This window comes from Armatimonadota bacterium, assembly GCA_037138755.1.
Lineage (GTDB): Bacteria > Armatimonadota > Fimbriimonadia > Fimbriimonadales > Fimbriimonadaceae > Fimbriimonas.
This window is the reverse complement of sequence record JBAXHT010000003.1, coordinates 325424-342190: the sequence shown is the minus strand read 5'-3', so window position 1 is coordinate 342190 and position 16767 is coordinate 325424. Positions and strand designations below refer to the sequence as shown.

Genomic DNA, 16767 nt, shown 5'->3' with positions numbered 1-16767 from the left:
TTTCAATTAAGATGCACATATGTCTACTTAAACTTCCTATTTAAGAGTAGACAAATACCCTCATTTCGACTTATTGGATAACGTGTGGAAAACTTTTAAAAAAATGTGGTTAAAAGTGGTTGCAAAGTGGAGAGGTAGTGTCTATACTATTCACACCGAAGCCAAGGAATGGCGCAGGGGCAGGAAAGGCTGGGGTGCCAATCTGAAGAATTAGAGCCGCGATGCATGGATGCAGAGCGGCTCTTCCTTATCCCCAAGAAACTCGATGTGAAGGGAGACACGATGAGCAAAAAACCTGCGCCCTTGCGCTCATCAATCAACCTTAACGAACCCTGCAGTGTCGACACCAAAGGTCGAGTTCTCCTCACGAAGGAACTCAAGGAAGCATTCACTGGCGAAGTGAAGCTGGTTCAAGATATCCAAAAGTTCATCCGGGTCTATACCAAGGAAGTATTTGAAGAGGAAGAGGCGGACATTCGCCAGACTTTCTCGCGAGGGAATCGCTCTGCTTCCAAGTATCGAATGGCGTTTTTGTCGAACGCGAGAGATGCAAAAGTTGACGCTGCTGGTCGATTGCTGATCCCTGCTGACTTTCGCTCATGGAGCGGAATCGTCGGGAAGTGCGTGATGATCGCGAACGGCGAAGAGTTCTTGATCATGTCGCCTAGCGACTACGAGCTTTGGCAGAAGTCTCCTTCAAAGTTCCGGGCCGAAGAGGCTGCTGAACTGAACTCGCTCAGAAAAGACGCTTACGACGAGGAGCGGACAATTCGTGATCTCAAGAGCGGGGTGACGCGATGACCGCCACCTATGCTCACGATCCCGTGATGGTCGACGAGATTCTTGCTGCCCTCGCGCTCAAATCGGGCGATGTCGTGGTCGACGGAACACTTGGGCTCGCTGGTCACTCGATGCGATTTATCGATGCGATCCGCCCTGGCGGAATCTTGGTCGGTCTGGATTGGGATGAGTCGATGCTCGCGATTGCGAAGCAGCGGGTAGGCAAGCCAGAAGGGGTCACTGTTCACCTGGTTCACTCAGATTTTCGGGACATGAAGGAAGTGTTGATCGAATACGGAATTCGGCCAAACGGAATCCTTCTTGATCTCGGTTTGAACTCTGCGCAGATCGAAGATCCTGCGAGAGGGATCACTTTTAAGGAAGATGGTCCGCTTGACATGAGAATGGATCGCTCCAAAGGCGAGCCGGCTGCGGCGCTACTCAACCGGATGTCGCCGCAAGCTATCCAAGATGCCTTGGAAGACTTTGGGGATGAGAAGTGGGCGCACCGAATCGCGCAGAAAATTTTGCTGAGAAGGAAAGAGCAGCCACTCCGCACGACAAACGACCTGATTGAGTGTGTGCTGGCCGCCATCCCAGTGAACGCCAGAGAAAAGCGGATTCACCCGGCGACGAGAACTTTTCAGGCGATCAGGATTCTGACAAATGCCGAGTTCGACGGGCTGCGCGAAGCTATTTTGGACGCGGCTTCGATGCTTGCCGAAAACGGAAATCTAGCGATCTTGAGCTACCACAGTGGCGAAGGTCGCATCGTCAAGCGAGCCTATCAGGAGCTCGCGCAAGAAGGTTTTGTCCTAGTGGACAAAAAGCCAAGGATTCCATCCGAGGCAGAAATTGGTCGTAACGCCCGGAGTAGGTCCGCCAAGCTCCGAGTGATTCGCAGGGAAGTGAAATCATGAGTGCAACAACAATCGCAAGGGGCCGACAGGAAGTTAGCCCACGAGCAAAATCTATCGCAAAGTCGAAAGTACAGGTCTCGGCAAGAACGCAGAACCGGATTCTTAACATGACTGTTCAAGGTTCATGGGTATTCGGTTTGGTCTTCGTCGCCACCTACGTCATTGGAGCGATCTCGGGTCACGTGATGATGGAGTCACAAAGAGCATCCGTCAAGGCGCTCTCACCCGTCCTTACTCAGGTGCGAGAGAGCGAGCTTGAGCATCGAACCGCCAGCGCGGTTGATGGATCGATGAAAAACGTGATGGACTGGGCGCGATCACGAGGCTGGTCTCAACTCGATTTGAAGAAGACCTATGTCGCGAGCCGCTAAGAAAAAAGTCAATATCGCCCCCGTCGGGATGCTGATCCTATTCGGGGGAACTGCGCTGTCGCAGGTCAAACTTCAAGTTTTCGAGAAGCAGAAGACGATAGACCTGGCAAATGACGTTCGCAAATACGAAGTCACGAAGACAACACGTGCGAAACGAGGGACGATCCAAACGGCGGACGGGAAGCCTCTGGCCCAAGACTGGAAACAGTGGCGACTCCAGGTTGACCTTGGGAAGGTGCCTCATACCCCTGGCTTCGCAATTGCCCTCTCGGAAGCATCCGGAATCCCCGCCCACGAATTCGCAGATCAACAGAAAGGTGGACGCGACTGGTCGATTACGCTTAGCGAGTTCCAAATGTCGAAGGTCGCACAAGTCAAAAAGGACTTCGACGCAGCTGGAATCACTCTGACCGAGCTTGCTGCCAGAAACTATCCACTTAGCGCGTTGGCCAGTGGCCTTGTCGGTCGGCAGCACGTCAGCGGCAAGGAAGGTGAAAATGTTCAGCGCTTCGGGTTGGAAGCCTCTTTGAATAACATTCTTGGCGGCCGCGACGGCAAGCAGACCGGCTTGCAAGATAAGAACGGGGAGTTTTTGCCAATGCGCTCCGAATCCCCGGAAGTGGTGAAACAGGACGGAGCGAAGGTCGTGACTACGATCGACAGTGAGATTCAAGCTGCCGCTTCGCTATCGGTTCGGCGAGCTGTGGAGAGAAACCGTGCGACGAGCGGCGTTGCGGTCGTAACCGATCCCAAGACCGGAGATGTGCTGGCGGTGGCGTCGTGGCCGGCCGTGGATCCCAACGAGCAGGGGTTATCGCCGATTGATGGCAAGAACCCCGCTTATACAAACCTTCTGGAGCCAGGTTCAACCTTCAAAATCCTCACCTTGACGAAAGCGGTGAGCGACGGAACAATTTCGGAAGGACAACTGGTGAACTGTTCCGGCCAACTGATGATCGGCTCAAGAGCGCGAATTCGGTGCGATGAGCACCACGGCAATCGAGCTCATGGAACGGTTGATCCCGCCTTGGCAATTGCAAAGAGCTGTAACGTCGCCGCAGCGACTTGGTCGCAGTCCATCGGTGTTGACGGATTCTTTGAGTACATTCAGGAGCTGGGCCTTCAGAGCCCTACGGGTCTTGATCTTCAAGGCGAAATTCGGTCTCGAGCCAATCGAGACAAAGGCAACCCGGCGCTTCAGCTTGCAAACCTCGGATTCGGTCAGGCGATGAGTGTCACCCCGATTGCCCTCGCTGGTGCGTTCGGAGCAATCGGAAACGATGGGAATCGTGTTCCTCTGCGCCTTGTGAAAAGTGTGAATGGTATCGAACGACCCATCCGCGGCGGCAAGCAGATTCTCTCGAAGCAGTCATGTGATTACACCCTGGAGTGCATGGAGCGAGTGATGTCCTCCGTTGGGACCGGTTCGACCCTTCGGATTCCTGGCTATCGCCTCGGAGGCAAGACAGGTACGGCACAAAAGTTCTCCAAGGGTCAGAATCGGGGTTATGTCTCGAACTTCGTCGGCATGATTCCCGCACGAAATCCCCAGGCAGTGATTCTGGTTATGATCGACGACCCGAAAGCGGGCAAGATTTACGGGGCGGATGTCGCGGGTCCGGTGTTTAAGGATGTTGCGAAGTCAGTCATCACTCGCCTCAACATCCCGCGAGAGCAGTAAGCCATGCTTGTTTCGGAGCTTCTTTCGCTTGCGGGGATCCAAGGCTACGAGCTTCGAGGCGACGCTGACGTTGCGAGACTCAGCATGGATTCTCGCAAAATCCGTCCGGGTGATCTCTTCGTAGCCATGCCTTCTGATCGAACGGACACCTACCAGTTCATCGCGGATGTTCTGGCGGCAGGGGCCACAGGGGTGGTTGTCTTTTCCGATACGGGGCTCGATTTGGCGCCCTGCTCGGTACTGCTTAGAGACTATGAGGATTCGCTCTGGCGACTTTGCGATGTCCTCTACGGGCACCCGACTCGCGACCTCAAAATGGTCGGGATCACTGGAACGAACGGTAAGACGACGACGGCATGGATCGTTCAGCAACTCCTCGATTCCCTTGGTCTTCCTAGTGCCTATATCGGCACACTCGGGTTCAAAATTGGCTCCGAGCTTCGCCCGTTGGCGAACACGACGCCCTTTGTGATTGAGTCCTACAACCTGCTGATTGACGCTCAGATCGCGGGGTGCGAGGCGGCCGTGATGGAAGTCTCATCTCACGCGCTCGCCCAAAAGCGAGTTGAGGGGTTTGAGTTTGATGTGGCGGTCTTTACAAACCTGACGCAAGATCACCTCGACTTTCATGGCTCGATGGAAGAGTATGAGAGAGCAAAGTTTCGGCTATTTGGGGATTTACCTTCAACCAAATCATTGACCAAGTGCCTCAATCTGGACGATCAAACCGGGTCGGAGTGGGCAAGGAAGCTTCCTGAGCCAAAAATTGGCTACCGAACTCACTTTGGACTCGAAACCGATCTGGTCGGAGTTCCGATTGAGGTTCGGGTAGACGGGATTGAGATGGAACTCCGTTTCCGAGGAGACTCTGTGCTGATCCACAGCCAACTTGGCGGGTCGTACAACGTAGAAAACCTTCTTTCCGCAATCTCAGCTGTGCTCGCACTCGGATATTCGGTGAGTGAGATTGCCGCGTGCATCCCGTCCGTCACCCCCGTTCCCGGACGGTTTGAGGGGATCAAGAACCCTCATGGAATCGGCGTCATCGTCGATTATGCCCACACTCCAGATGCCATAGAAAAGCTACTTTCGGCCGCCCGGGAAGTAACGACGGGACGGCTGATTACGGTATTCGGTTGCGGCGGAGACCGGGACGCTACAAAACGTCCGCTCATGGCCGCTGCCGCTGCCCTAAACTCAGACGTTGTAATCGTTACCAGCGACAATCCGCGCACCGAGGAGCCAGATTCCATCCTGGATCAAGTCTGTAACGGGCTACCAGACGGGTTTACTTATGAGCGAATTGCTGATCGGCCAGCCGCGATCAAACGAGCGATTCAGAGCGCAAAACGCGGCGATACCGTCGCGATCGCCGGAAAAGGACATGAGGATTATCAGATCATTGGGCACGAAAAGATTCACATGGACGACCGCGAACTCGCTCGGGAGGCTCTGAGTGAACTACTCGCTAAGTGATCTGGCCCTGCGCTTTCAAGGTAACCCCGCCTTCCAGGCGGATTCCGAGCCTCTAATTACAGGGTTCGCCACAGACAACCGTGAAGTCAAACCAGGCGATCTCTTCATTGCGATCAAGGGAGAGCGGGTTGACGGACACGCATACGTCGAGGACGCATTTTCGCGGGGTGCCGTTGCTGCCCTGGTCGAAGATTCTTGGGAGCCCCGCCTGGATGCCGGGGCTACCATTGCGGTTCCCAATGTTGTCGAAGCCCTCGCCAATATGGCTCGCTCTTTTCGCCAAGAGTTCGCCGGACCGGTCATTGGCATCACTGGAAGCGCGGGAAAGACCACGACCAAAGAATTCTGCGCCGCCGCCTGCGCCTCACTTGGTGAAGTCCTAAAAACCCAAGGCAACCGAAATAGCGAGTTCACCGGACCACTGCTTTGGCCAGAAATGACCCCAATGACTAAGGTCGCGATTACCGAGATGGGCATGCGCGGGTTCGGTCAAATCGCCCATCTCGCGTCGTTCAATCTTCCAAACATCGCGGTGATCACCAACATCGGCTACGCGCACCTCGAAATGGTCGGATCTCGTGAGGGAATTGCAAAAGCAAAAGGCGAGCTCATCGAAGCCCTTCCGGAGGATGGAACTGCGATTCTGTATTCAGAAGACGAGTATCTCGGGAACTTGATCGCACTTGCCGGAGATCGACGGATTCGGCTCTTCGGACAAGGCGGAAACGCCGACTGCCAAGTCACAGAATATCAGGCCCTAAACTGGACTTCAGCGCGGATCGGCGGGGTCTTGGATGGAGCCAAATGGGAAGCCGTGATGCCGACCGTTGGTCGACACCTTGCTAACAATGCGGCTGCAGCAATTCTGGCGGCGACCGAAGCCGGCGCATCTTTGACGGATGCCTGCAACGGACTCGCAAACGCCGTCCTTCCGCCTCTGCGGATGGAGATTAAGGGCTTCCAAGGCGCAACCTTGGTGATGGACAACTACAACTCAAATCCCCCCGCCGTCTTGGGAGCTTTGCAGACGCTCGAAGAAGTCCCGTGCGCCGGTCGCCGAGTGGCGGTAATCGGTACCATGCGCGAACTCGGCGAGGAGAGCGAGGAGTCGCATCGCTCAATCGGTCGACGGCTTTCGAAGGCAAAGATCGACCGGATAATCGTCTTCGGCGACGAAACCGAACTGATCCAAGAAGAATTCCTGCGCCGTGGCGGGGCCTCGGATCGTCTTGTAAAGGTTGAATCGCTCGGCGCGGTTCGTGGGGAACTGAGTGGTTTTGGAGAAGGCGATACGATTTTGGTTAAGGGAAGTAGGGCACTCGAACTCGAACGAGTGTTCGAGTAGTTTTGGAGTGCGAGGTGCAAGCCGCGCTTTAGCTTTCCGACAAAACAAACTTCCGGCGGAACCGAAAAACTCCTCGCCAGCGGGACTCGTGCGATTCCAGCAAGGTGCCCACGCATGAACATCCCAATCCACCCTGAAGACCTCAAAGCATTCTGGATCGCCTTCGTCGTCAGCGCACTTCTCAGCAAACCGATACTGAATCTGCTCATCAAAGCCAAGTCTCGCCAGACGGTTTCTAGCCACCTCGAAGGTCACGCGACCAAGCAGGGAACACCGACAATGGGCGGGTTTATCATCCTGGTAGGGATGTTCATCGCTTCTCTTTTCGGAGAGGCCCCGTTCATGTACGGTTTGCTGCTGCTTATCGGGGCACTTTTCGCCTTGATTGGATTCTTTGATGACTATGTCGTGCCGAGAATGATGCCCGGGAAACGAGGACTCGGCTGGAAACAGAAAATTGCTATGCAGCTTTTGGCCGCAGGAGTCCCGATGGCTCTTGCCGGGGCGGATCCTCTGATACTGGGGCTGTCTATCTTTTGGATTCTTTTCTGTGCGAATGCTTTCAACTTTACGGACGGGCTGGACGGGCTGGCTGGCACGATCTTGCTCGGACAGTTGATTGGGTTGATAGGCATTACTAGTGTCCAAGGGATGAGGGCGAGTTTTCCCCTCGTCCCGTTTTTCGGAATGCTAGGCGGGCTACTTGTTTTTCTCTACTGGAACGCCCCGAAAGCAAGAGTGTTCATGGGTGACGTCGGATCCTTGCCGATTGGTGCCATGCTTGGAGCAGTTTGGTTCCTATTCACGTCAGTACGAGTCAGGGATGGTTCTGGCCCGTATGAGCCTTTGCGTTTGGTTGTCCCCGTACTGATTTGGTCGATCCCTATGATTTGCGAGCTCGTTCCGGTTCCGCTCCAAGTCTTCTCGGTCAAGGTCTTCAAGAAGAAGCTCTTCCCATTCACGCCTATCCACCACGCCTTCGAGGAGATCAAGTTGAAGGCGGGCGAAACCGAGGGGTCTGAAAGCTACATCGTGCGCAAGCGAACCAGTCCGCGCTGGGCGCATTGGCCTGAGACTCGGATTGTTTTCACCTTCGCCATTTTCCAGCTTCTGTGCTCGATGCTGGCGATCACGGTTGCCTACTTCAGTGTCAATAAGTGATGTTCAAGGGCAAATCCATCGCGGTTTTCGGGCTGGGTCGAAGTGGACTCGCCGTCGCCCGGGCGGCGATCTCGCGGGGGGCAAGAGTTACCGTATACGACGAAACTCCTCGCGAGAAGCTTGGCAAACCCGAGCTTGCCGAGGAGGCGGAAACCCTCGGCGCGGCCCTCAGCCTCGGTGCTCCATTTCCGACTTTAACTCCCGAGAGCCTCATCGTTGTCAACCCCGCTATCGACCACCGCCACGCCGCCCTCCAATCTCAAAAGGAGAAAGTGATCGGTGAGGTCGAGTTCGCTTATCGAATTTCCAAGGCCCCGATCATTGCCATCACTGGCACCAACGGCAAGAGCACGACGACGGCAATGACGGTTGTCGCGCTCCGGGCAGCAGGAGTTGCAGCCGTGCTTTGCGGAAACATCTTTGGCTCCGGTCTCGCAGAGATGCCCCTCACCGATGCTGCCGATCAATCAACTCCCGATCAGGTGCTCGTTGCCGAAATCTCATCGTTCCAGCTTGAATGGGTGCGAGACTTCGCACCGATTGCGGCGGCGATCACGACGATCACTCCCGACCACCTGGATCGGTACGACTCGTTCGACGACTACGCCGCAACGAAGGAGCGAATTTTTGAACATGCAAACGTCAAAGTCGATGGTCGCATCGAAGGTCAGCTGATTGCAGGACCATTGAATCAAGACTGGGGAAATCCTGCTGGATTCCGGGTGATCGGCACGCATAACCTCCGAAACGCCGAAACCGCCGCCGCACTCACGATCGCCGCTCTGGAATGGCTCAGCACCAATCGACCTGATTCGGACGCGATTCGGGTGTACCGAACGGAGAGGGAAGCAAATAGAAACCAGCCCGTCCTCCCCAAAGAGGCGCTCGAAGCTCTCCGAGAGTTTCCCGGACTGGCGCATCGGATGCAATTTGTCGAGGAGGTAAAAAAGGTGAAGTACATCAATAACTCGATGTGCACGAACCCGGCTGCAGTGGTCGCCTCGATCGAAAGTCTGGGAACCGAGCGAGTCCATGTCCTCGTCGGCGGAGTCAACAAAGACCTCCCATTCGCCCCGCTGAATGACTACCTCCAAGATAAGCCGCACCAAATCTATCTCTTCGGGAGAGATGCAAGCCAAATCAACCAAGAACTCTCGCAAAAGTGGCAGGTTTACGATACAATGAAGGAGGCGTTTGACGCCGCCGCGAAGGAAGCCAAGGATGGTGAGATCGTGATGCTTGCACCAGGATGTGCGAGCATGGATCAGTTCCGAGATTTCCGCCACCGAGGCGACGTTTTTTGCCAGGACGTCAGGGATTTGACGCAATGAGAGCAAGGACTGCAAAACGAGGCGACACCACCCTTTTCTGGTTGGCGATGACCATCAGTGTCATCGGGCTCTTTTACATTCTCGATGCTGGTTACGCCCAAAGCATGCGCATTGGAGCCGGGATACTGCCTAAGCCATTTATCCAGCAAATCTTCGCCCTTATCGCTTCCGTTGGAGCGTTTTTCGTGCTCCGAAATGTCTCTCCAGGGGGCTGGAAAAAGTTTGCCCCGTGGGGAATCGGAACCGCTTTCTTCCTCCTCATCCTGGTTGAGAAAATGGGAACAACCACCAACGAGGCAACTCGCTGGCTCCGTATCGGTCCACTTCAAATTCAGCCCGCCGAGTTCATGAAGGTAGCCTCCGTGCTATACCTGGCAGGCGTCTTGGCCAAGAAGAAGGAATGGGACGAGACATGGGAGCAACGTAAGAAAGAGAAGACTCTGGAGGCGGCAGTCGTGATCCCTAAGATCAGACGACTACTGCCCGGTTTCCTCATCCTCTTGGCAGTCGCAATGATCGAGCACGAAAAGGATATTGGAACTGCCTGTATTGTGCTGGTTACGGCAATGGCTATGTTCTTCTCGGCACCAATGACGACTAAATCCAAAGTCATCGTTCCAGCCCTCCTCGGCGTTTGTCTGCTCGGCGCGGTTGTGAAGGAGCCGTACCGAGTTTCTCGCTTCATGGTTCACCCCAATCGCTGGCTGCGCGAGCACATTAATGATGAGAGCTTCCAAACCATTCACTCCGAACTCGCGATGGCGAGCGGGGGCATCGTTGGGACTGGAATCGGGACTGGACGAGCGAAGCATTTGATTCCCGCGACGACTAGCGACTTCATTATGGCAACCGTCGCCGAAGAGTGCGGCGTCTGGGGTCCTTGGCTCTGCCTCGGAATAGTTGGCGCAATCAGTATGCGCCTGCTTCAACTTGCTCAGAAGACGGAGGACAAGTTCAAAAAGTTGTTTATGAGCGGAGTCGCGTGGTGGATCGGTGTGCAAGCATGTACGAACATGTTGATGGCAAACGCTACGATTCCGGCAATTGGAATTCCGTTCCCATTCGTTAGCGCGGGCGGGTCGAGTTTGCTCGCGCTGTGGATTGCGATCGCGATCAGCGATCGACTGAGCTGGTCAACCGCCGCTGAAGCAGCAGAAAAGGAGGTCGCCAATGCGCGTCGTCGTAACCGGCGGGGGAACCGGCGGACACGTTTATCCAGCACTTGAGGTCTGCCGGATTGCCCAAGAAGAAGCCGATCTCCTCTATATTGGCTCTAACCGGGGCATGGAAGGCAGGGCCTGCGAAGAGCGGGGAATTCAGTTCGTCGGGTTAGATTCTGGCCCCGTGTATTCTCCTTTTTCTTCTGCCGGGATCAAGGCGCTTATCGGTCTGTTTCGGGCATCACTCGTGGCTAAGAAGAAGCTACAACAGTGGAAGCCGGATGTGGTTTTCTCGACAGGTGGATACTCAAGTGCGCCCGTGATGCGGGCGTCCAAGCAACTCGGGATTCCTCTTGCCATCCATGCATGCGATACGATTCCAGGGCGGTCGCTTCGGATGTTTGCGAAGGACGCTCGGGTGGTTACGAGTACCTTTCATTGGACTTCGGGAGCTCTTCCTGGCTGCAAAGTCGTACGAACCGGCCACCCGATCCGCCAAGAGCTGAGGGAGGCTGTCGCAAAACGACAGCCGGAAGAAAAGTATGTCTTGGTCCTTGGGGGCTCAGGTGGCGCGAAGTTTCTGAACGAGGTGATGCCGTTGGTTGCACCGAAACTTGACGGAGCAAAGATCATTCACTCGGCTGGCAAGACTCAGTACGACCAGTTCAAGCATCTTGCCGAAGGAATCGCCGGTTACGATATGCGCCCGTACCTCGAGGCGGACGTCCTCGCTGACGCTTATCGCCGGGCTTCGCTCATTATTGCGCGGAGCGGAAGCGGTATCAGCGAATACGCCATGGCGCGAATTCCTTCGATTTTGGTCCCGCTACCGTCGTCAGCCGACGATCATCAGTTCCATAATGCAAAGGAGTTTGAATCGTTTGGGGGAGCATCCGTGCTGACCCAGGATGAGCGGGTAGGCGAAATTCAAGCCACTCCGGACACCATCGCGAGAGAAATTCTGAAGTGGTTTGCTGATGAACCCGGGGATGCCGAGCGGGTACTTGCTGAATGGGATGTTCCTGGTGCGACGGTTCAGATTTGGGATGAAATCAAACGCGCGGCGACGAGATGAGAAAAAGAACGGAGATTGAAGCTGAGTTCGCACCGACTGATGCGCTCAATGCTTGTCGCTCGTTCTACATGGTCGGAATCGGCGGCGCGGGCATGTCGGCTCTTGCAAGGATGCTCAAGCATAGAAAGTTTGGCGTCGCCGGTTCAGATGCGGCAGCATCAATAGAAGTCGAAAGACTCCGGGACGAAGGAATCGAGGTTCATGTCGGTCACTCCGCAACCGCTCTGCGGGAGTTTGTCAGCGGCTACCATGACTGTGCCTTGATTGTCACCGATGCGGTTGACCTTAACAAGTCTCCCGAAGTTACGGAAGCTCGCAAAAAGGGATTGCCAATCGTGCGTCGTTCACAAGCTTTGGGCTGGCTACTTCGGCCGTACAAAGTCATTGCCGTCACCGGAACTCACGGAAAAACCACCACTACCGGACTCCTGGGAGCTGGTCTGATCGCCGCTGGACTTGACCCGCTCGTCGTCGTTGGGGCCGCGATTCTGGATTGGGAAGGGCCGATTCGGGAAGGAAAAGGTGAGTACGCGGTTGTTGAGGCTTGCGAAGCCTACGAAGCCTACGCGGATATCAACCCCCACATCGTTCTGCTGACCAACTTGGAGCCGGATCATCTCGACTACCACGGTTCGTATGAAAACTTGCGGGACAGCATGGTGAAGTTCGTCTCCAAGATTCCGCCAAGCGGAGGACTGGTCTACTGCGCCGATGATCGAGGAGCGTCCGAGATTGCCGAACTGACCGACGTGAAGTGCCTCGCCTATGGCCTTTCCGAAGCGTGGCTCCAGCAGACTTTTAACAAATTTGGGTTCGGTATCAACGCCAGCGAGAGCGATGCTGGCAAGCTTCTAAAGCTCAACTTGCCGGGTGACCACAACCGGATGAATGCAACCGGAGCACTGGCGGCCGCTAGCTTGCTCAACGATGAAGAGACGGTTGTTGACCTAGACGCCGTCGAAATGGGAATCGCCCGGTTCGGCGGCGCAGAGCGGCGGTTGCAGGTTCTGCTCGAGGGTCCAATTACGGTGATCGATGACTATGCTCACCACCCAAGCGAGATCGCAGCCTCAATCCAGGCCGTCCGGCAACGCTATCCAGGACGTAGGCTCGTCGTTGTTTACCAACCGCACATGTACTCCCGAACGCTTGAGCACATCGCGGATTTCCCATCTGCGCTCAACGCCGCCGACTTTGTCGTCCTCACCGATATCTACCCGGCTCGGGAAGCACCGATACCCGGCGTTTCGAGTGCGAGAATCGCAGAGGGGGTTACAAAACCCATGCGCTACATTCCGTCGCGCCACCTGCTGCCGAGGCAAGTTAAGCGGATTCTGGAACCAGGTGATGTGGTGGTTGGAATGGGTGCCGGAACGATTGGCGAGTTCGCTCCAGACCTCATTCGCGAGATCGAGCGCGAAGCAAATCCTAGCAGAAAGGTCGCCGTTGTGTACGGTGGGGATAGCTCGGAAAGGGAAGTCTCGATTCTCTCGGGCAACGCAATTGCGAAAGCTTTGAATGCCGCAGGATTCGATGCAGAACTAATCGACGTCACCGAGTGCCTTTTGCGAAAAGGGAATGTCATCGACTTTACTGGCTCAATTCGCCCGGATGTTGCGTTTCTGGCGGTCCACGGTAACCACGCCGAAGACGGCGCGATACAAGGCTTTTTTGAGCTGATGCACGTGCCTTACACGGGTTCCGGAATCTACTCCAGTGCGGTTGCGATGGACAAAAACCGCACTAAGCAGATTCTCGCCACCGTTGGCATCAGGTGCCCACAGGGCCAATGGATCAACGATCTAAGCGAAACGATTACCGTCCAAGCTCCAGCTATCGTGAAGCCCAATCGGGAGGGTTCGACGGTTGGACTGACGTTTGCAGACACATCGGATCAGATTTCTGAAGGAGTCCGGATGGCCCTCCAATACCCAGGAGGCTGTTTGGTCGAAGAGTGGATTCGCGGGATGGAGATTTCGGTTCCCGTGCTCTGTGGTGTCCCACTTCCGCCGGTCGAAATCTGCCCAGCAAGCGGCGGTTATGACTTCGCCAACAAGTACACGCCTGGTGCCACCGAAGAGATTGTCCCTGCCAGACTTTCGGACGGGTTATTGGCAGAAGCCCAACGAATCGCCGTCTTAGCCCATACAACCCTTGGGTGCGAAGGGGCTACCCGAACCGACATGATCGTTCGGGGGAACGACATCTTCGTCCTTGAAGTTAATACACTGCCCGGGATGACCGCGACCTCACTTCTCCCGAATTCTGCCCGAGCCGCGGGGATTACCTTTGAGGAACTTTGCACACGCATCGTGGAGGATGCTCTAAACCGCCATGCGAAAACGGCGTAAAACCGTTATCAACTGGGCCGCGATCCTGATCACGGCATTGCTTGTGAATCTGGTTGTTGCGAGCTACAAGAGCCCATTAACTGCAGTGAGAAATATCAATCTGAGCGGCGTGCGTAAAAGCGAGCGATTGAGGCTGCAAAGAGTCCAAGAGCTTGTGAAGGGAATTCCCGCGATGCAACTCGAAACTGCGGAAGTCGAGCAAATTTTTCTCGGGCAGTCCAGGATTAAGAAGTGTCAGTTTAGCCGAAACATCTTCGGTAGTGCGAGGCTTGAACTGACTTACCGAAAGGCTGTCGCGTCAGTGGGTGGCGGGGCATTGCTAGATGCTGACGGCGAGTTCTTCTCGGATCCAGAGCAGGGCGAAAAGCTCGTTTCACTCACGTTGGCTCCGCTGCTCAAGGTCACTTCCGCTACGCTCATGGGGGTTACGGACTTCCGGAGCATCGCAGGAGCGTGCGAAATCGTTGGTGAGAAACTTCCGAACGCCAAAGTGGAAGTTTTGGAAACGGGAACCGTCCGGTTGGATATTGAAGGCGGAAAAGTCGTCCTTGGAAAGCCAGACAAGTTACCGGAGAAAATCGATATTCTTCTGGGACTCCTGCGCGATCGCCCGACGTTGTTAAAGAGTGTCCATGAACTCAACCTCATGGTTCCCGATCATCCTTCTGTACGACCTATCAAAACTCCGAATCAAGATGACAAACCCTTTCAGCCGAATCCATAACGAAAAGTGGGTGATCCCCGTCAGTGGCCTGAGTGCGCTACTTGGGTTCATGTTGGTGGTTTCTTGGCTGAATGAAGGCAACAGGATGGGTAGATCAAGGTTTCTCACGCCGGATCAGAACCAGCGCGGCTTCATTAACGAAGTCGGATTCGCCAGCTACGTCGGGATGAAAGAAGAAGTTGAAAGGCTTCAGAAACGGGCGACATCGTTGGAAAAGGCTCTTTCAGAAAATGGGCGTGGATCGGCGACTTTGAATGATCAGCTTCAGTCAAGCAAGTTGTTTGCCGGAGTAACCGAAGTCGAAGGTGCTGGCGTCAAAGTGACATTGAAAGACAACGCTAGGGCGGGAGGTTTACCAGGCGAGCAGGATTTGATTCACGACATAGACGTTCTTAGGGTGACAAATGAGCTTTTTGCTTCCGGGGCTGAGGCCGTCTCTGTCAACGGACAGAGATTGGTGAGCACTTCTCCGATTCGGTGCGCAGGTACAACCATCCTCGTGAACTGGGTGCCGCTGGCAGCTCCCTATACGATTCTCGCCATCGGCGAGGTCGACACACTATACAACGGGTTCACCATTTCGGGGGGAATCATGACCGAGATCACGGGGGCCAGCCCAACGATGATCCAGATTCAGCGTGAAAAGTCGATCCGAATTCCGGCATACTTGGGTGCAACTGCGCTGAAACACGCATCTGTTCCAAAGGCTACGAAGTGATTCTCGTCCCCATCATCGCCCTTCTGCTTGGTGCCACTCTGGCACTGGCACTCAAGGTGCGCGTTGGTGATAGTACAGCCCAGTATCTTGCGGTCGCGTGTCTAGCCGGATTGGATACTGTTCTGGGTGGAATGCGCTCTGCCTACGAGAGCAAGTTTCAAACCGACGTTTTCCTCAGCGGTTTTTTCGCTAACGTCCTCATCGCCTTCTTTATTGCCTGGTTGGGCGACAAGATCGGTATCAACCTCTATATGGTGGTTGCACTAGTGATGGGAATGAGGATTTTCACCAATTTGAGCCTCCTTCGTCGCTACCTGTTGGTGCGGGCCACGGACTGGATCGCAAAGCGGAAGAAGGAGCGCGAAAAGCAACTTGAACAATCCATGGAAGGTGTGACTGAATGAAAGAATGTGTCGTCATTGATCTCGGAGGATCAAAAACTGTTGCCCTCGCGGCGAAATCGTCGGGCGAAGGAAAGCTGGAGATCAGCGGCATGATTCGGGTAGATAGCCGGGGGATGAAAAAAGGCGGAATCGTCGATCTCGACGGAGTCGCACGGACTGTCGATACTGCACTGCGGCACTTGGCAAACGACCTCGGACGCGAGTCCATTGATGCCGCCGTTGTGACCATCTCTGGTGCCCAGGTCGAAGGAGTGACAGTACAAGGCTTCAAGCCAATCATCCCGCGTAACCGTACGATAACCTCGCAAGACGTGATGGAAGTTGTGAACCACTCCAAAGCGGGCTTCCTTCCTTCGGAACGGCTGCAGGTTCAGACCGTCCCGCGTGGTTTCCGTGTTGATGACGGAAAGATGGTGATGGATCCCGTTGGGCTTCCAGGTTCAAAACTTGAAGTAAATAGCTACCTCATCACCGGTCAAGGTGCGCATGTCCAGCTCTTCGAGCGGGCACTCACATTGAATCACCGAAAGGTTGATCAATTCATCTTTGGACCTCTCGCATCTGGTTTAGGGATTCTCACCGCTGATGAAATCGCAAAAGGGGCCATCTGCATCGACATCGGTGCAACCAAGACTGACCTCGCCATCTTTGCCGGCGGCTCGCTCGCATTCGCCTGTAGCATTCCCGCCGGAGGAGACAATGTCACGAGCGATCTCAGCCAACTACTGAACGCTTCGTTAGAAGAATCCGAGAGGCTCAAGGTCCAAGAGGGCCAAGCCCTTGCCGCTCCAATCTCAGAGCGCGATGCGATCGAAGTTCAGCAGCAAGGTCAACCCAATCCACGCCCAATGCAACGCCGCGTACTCTGCGAGATCATCGAGAGCCGGATGCGAGAAATCGGGCGGATTGCCAAAGTACACGTCGAAAAGGCCGGTTATCTCAAGTCAGTTCCCGGCGGAGTCGTGCTCACCGGCGGCGGGGCGAAGCTCAAAGGCATTGAAGAGCTCTTTGGTCAGATCTTCCAAGAGCTTCCAGTTAGGGCGGCTGAACCTCGGCTGCTCGGAGGCAAAGATGCGAGCGGAATGGCGGCCTCGCTTGGTGCGGCACAGTTCATTCTGCAAGCTCACGATGACCTCAGCACAATCAGCGGCGGCGAGAGCTGGCAGGATAAAGTGCGTGGGTTTTGGTCGATTCTAAGCGGTAAGTAGGACTTATCCCCACTTATCCACACCTTATCCCCATCACAGGAGTGATAAACTTCGTAGCTTAG

The 16767-nt window shown here is 55.0% G+C and carries 15 protein-coding genes; all 15 read left to right on the top strand.

From position 1 onward, the window contains the following. Positions 1 to 282: 282 nt before the first annotated feature. The 15 genes from WCK51_13940 to ftsA all read left to right on the top strand — a co-directional run bounded on the left by WCK51_13940 (position 283) and on the right by ftsA (position 16705). Complete coding sequence (locus WCK51_13940) at positions 283 to 801, top strand: hypothetical protein (GenBank protein MEI7577989.1); 519 nt, start codon at positions 283 to 285, stop codon at positions 799 to 801. Beyond that, the gene (gene rsmH / locus WCK51_13935; GenBank protein ID MEI7577988.1) at positions 798 to 1700 is read left to right on the top strand and encodes a 16S rRNA (cytosine(1402)-N(4))-methyltransferase RsmH; all 903 of its coding nucleotides are present in this window, start codon (positions 798 to 800) and stop codon (positions 1698 to 1700) included. The genes WCK51_13940 and rsmH overlap by 4 nt, the downstream gene beginning before the upstream one ends. Next, a complete protein-coding gene (locus WCK51_13930) occupies positions 1697 to 2071 on the top strand; it encodes a hypothetical protein (GenBank protein MEI7577987.1) in 375 nt (124 codons plus the stop codon). The genes rsmH and WCK51_13930 overlap by 4 nt, the downstream gene beginning before the upstream one ends. Continuing rightward, a complete protein-coding gene (locus WCK51_13925) occupies positions 2055 to 3752 on the top strand; it encodes a penicillin-binding protein 2 (protein MEI7577986.1) in 1698 nt (565 codons plus the stop codon). The genes WCK51_13930 and WCK51_13925 overlap by 17 nt, the downstream gene beginning before the upstream one ends. Positions 3753 to 3755: 3 nt before the next feature. Further along, positions 3756 to 5228 carry a UDP-N-acetylmuramoyl-L-alanyl-D-glutamate--2,6-diaminopimelate ligase gene (locus WCK51_13920; protein MEI7577985.1) on the top strand — a complete coding sequence of 491 codons (1473 nt, stop codon included), beginning with the start codon at positions 3756 to 3758 and terminating at the stop codon, positions 5226 to 5228. After that, positions 5209 to 6573 (top strand): UDP-N-acetylmuramoyl-tripeptide--D-alanyl-D-alanine ligase, encoded by a 1365-nt coding sequence (gene murF, locus WCK51_13915; protein MEI7577984.1) that lies wholly within the window; start codon positions 5209 to 5211, stop codon positions 6571 to 6573. The genes WCK51_13920 and murF overlap by 20 nt, the downstream gene beginning before the upstream one ends. A 114-nt stretch (positions 6574 to 6687) precedes the next feature. Beyond that, positions 6688 to 7734: a hypothetical protein gene (locus WCK51_13910; protein MEI7577983.1), complete on the top strand. Its 1047-nt coding sequence runs from the start codon at positions 6688 to 6690 to the stop codon at positions 7732 to 7734. Next, entirely contained in the window at positions 7734 to 9065 is a 1332-nt protein-coding gene (murD, locus tag WCK51_13905) for a UDP-N-acetylmuramoyl-L-alanine--D-glutamate ligase (protein ID MEI7577982.1), read from the top strand. Before WCK51_13910 ends, murD begins: the two co-directional genes overlap by 1 nt. Further along, on the top strand, positions 9062 to 10291 hold the full coding sequence (locus tag WCK51_13900) for an FtsW/RodA/SpoVE family cell cycle protein (protein MEI7577981.1): 1230 nt from the start codon (positions 9062 to 9064) through the stop codon (positions 10289 to 10291). The genes murD and WCK51_13900 overlap by 4 nt, the downstream gene beginning before the upstream one ends. Further along, positions 10236 to 11300 carry a UDP-N-acetylglucosamine--N-acetylmuramyl-(pentapeptide) pyrophosphoryl-undecaprenol N-acetylglucosamine transferase gene (locus WCK51_13895; GenBank protein MEI7577980.1) on the top strand — a complete coding sequence of 355 codons (1065 nt, stop codon included), beginning with the start codon at positions 10236 to 10238 and terminating at the stop codon, positions 11298 to 11300. Before WCK51_13900 ends, WCK51_13895 begins: the two co-directional genes overlap by 56 nt. Beyond that, positions 11297 to 13651: a UDP-N-acetylmuramate--L-alanine ligase gene (gene murC, locus WCK51_13890; GenBank protein ID MEI7577979.1), complete on the top strand. Its 2355-nt coding sequence runs from the start codon at positions 11297 to 11299 to the stop codon at positions 13649 to 13651. The genes WCK51_13895 and murC overlap by 4 nt, the downstream gene beginning before the upstream one ends. After that, entirely contained in the window at positions 13635 to 14375 is a 741-nt protein-coding gene (locus tag WCK51_13885; protein MEI7577978.1) for a hypothetical protein, read from the top strand. Before murC ends, WCK51_13885 begins: the two co-directional genes overlap by 17 nt. Further along, complete coding sequence (locus tag WCK51_13880; GenBank protein MEI7577977.1) at positions 14284 to 15093, top strand: DUF881 domain-containing protein; 810 nt, start codon at positions 14284 to 14286, stop codon at positions 15091 to 15093. Before WCK51_13885 ends, WCK51_13880 begins: the two co-directional genes overlap by 92 nt. Next, the gene (locus WCK51_13875) at positions 15090 to 15497 is read left to right on the top strand and encodes a small basic family protein (protein MEI7577976.1); all 408 of its coding nucleotides are present in this window, start codon (positions 15090 to 15092) and stop codon (positions 15495 to 15497) included. Before WCK51_13880 ends, WCK51_13875 begins: the two co-directional genes overlap by 4 nt. Continuing rightward, positions 15494 to 16705, top strand: coding sequence for a cell division protein FtsA (gene ftsA, locus WCK51_13870; GenBank protein MEI7577975.1), 1212 nt, complete (start codon positions 15494 to 15496; stop codon positions 16703 to 16705). The genes WCK51_13875 and ftsA overlap by 4 nt, the downstream gene beginning before the upstream one ends. Positions 16706 to 16767: the final 62 nt, after the last annotated feature.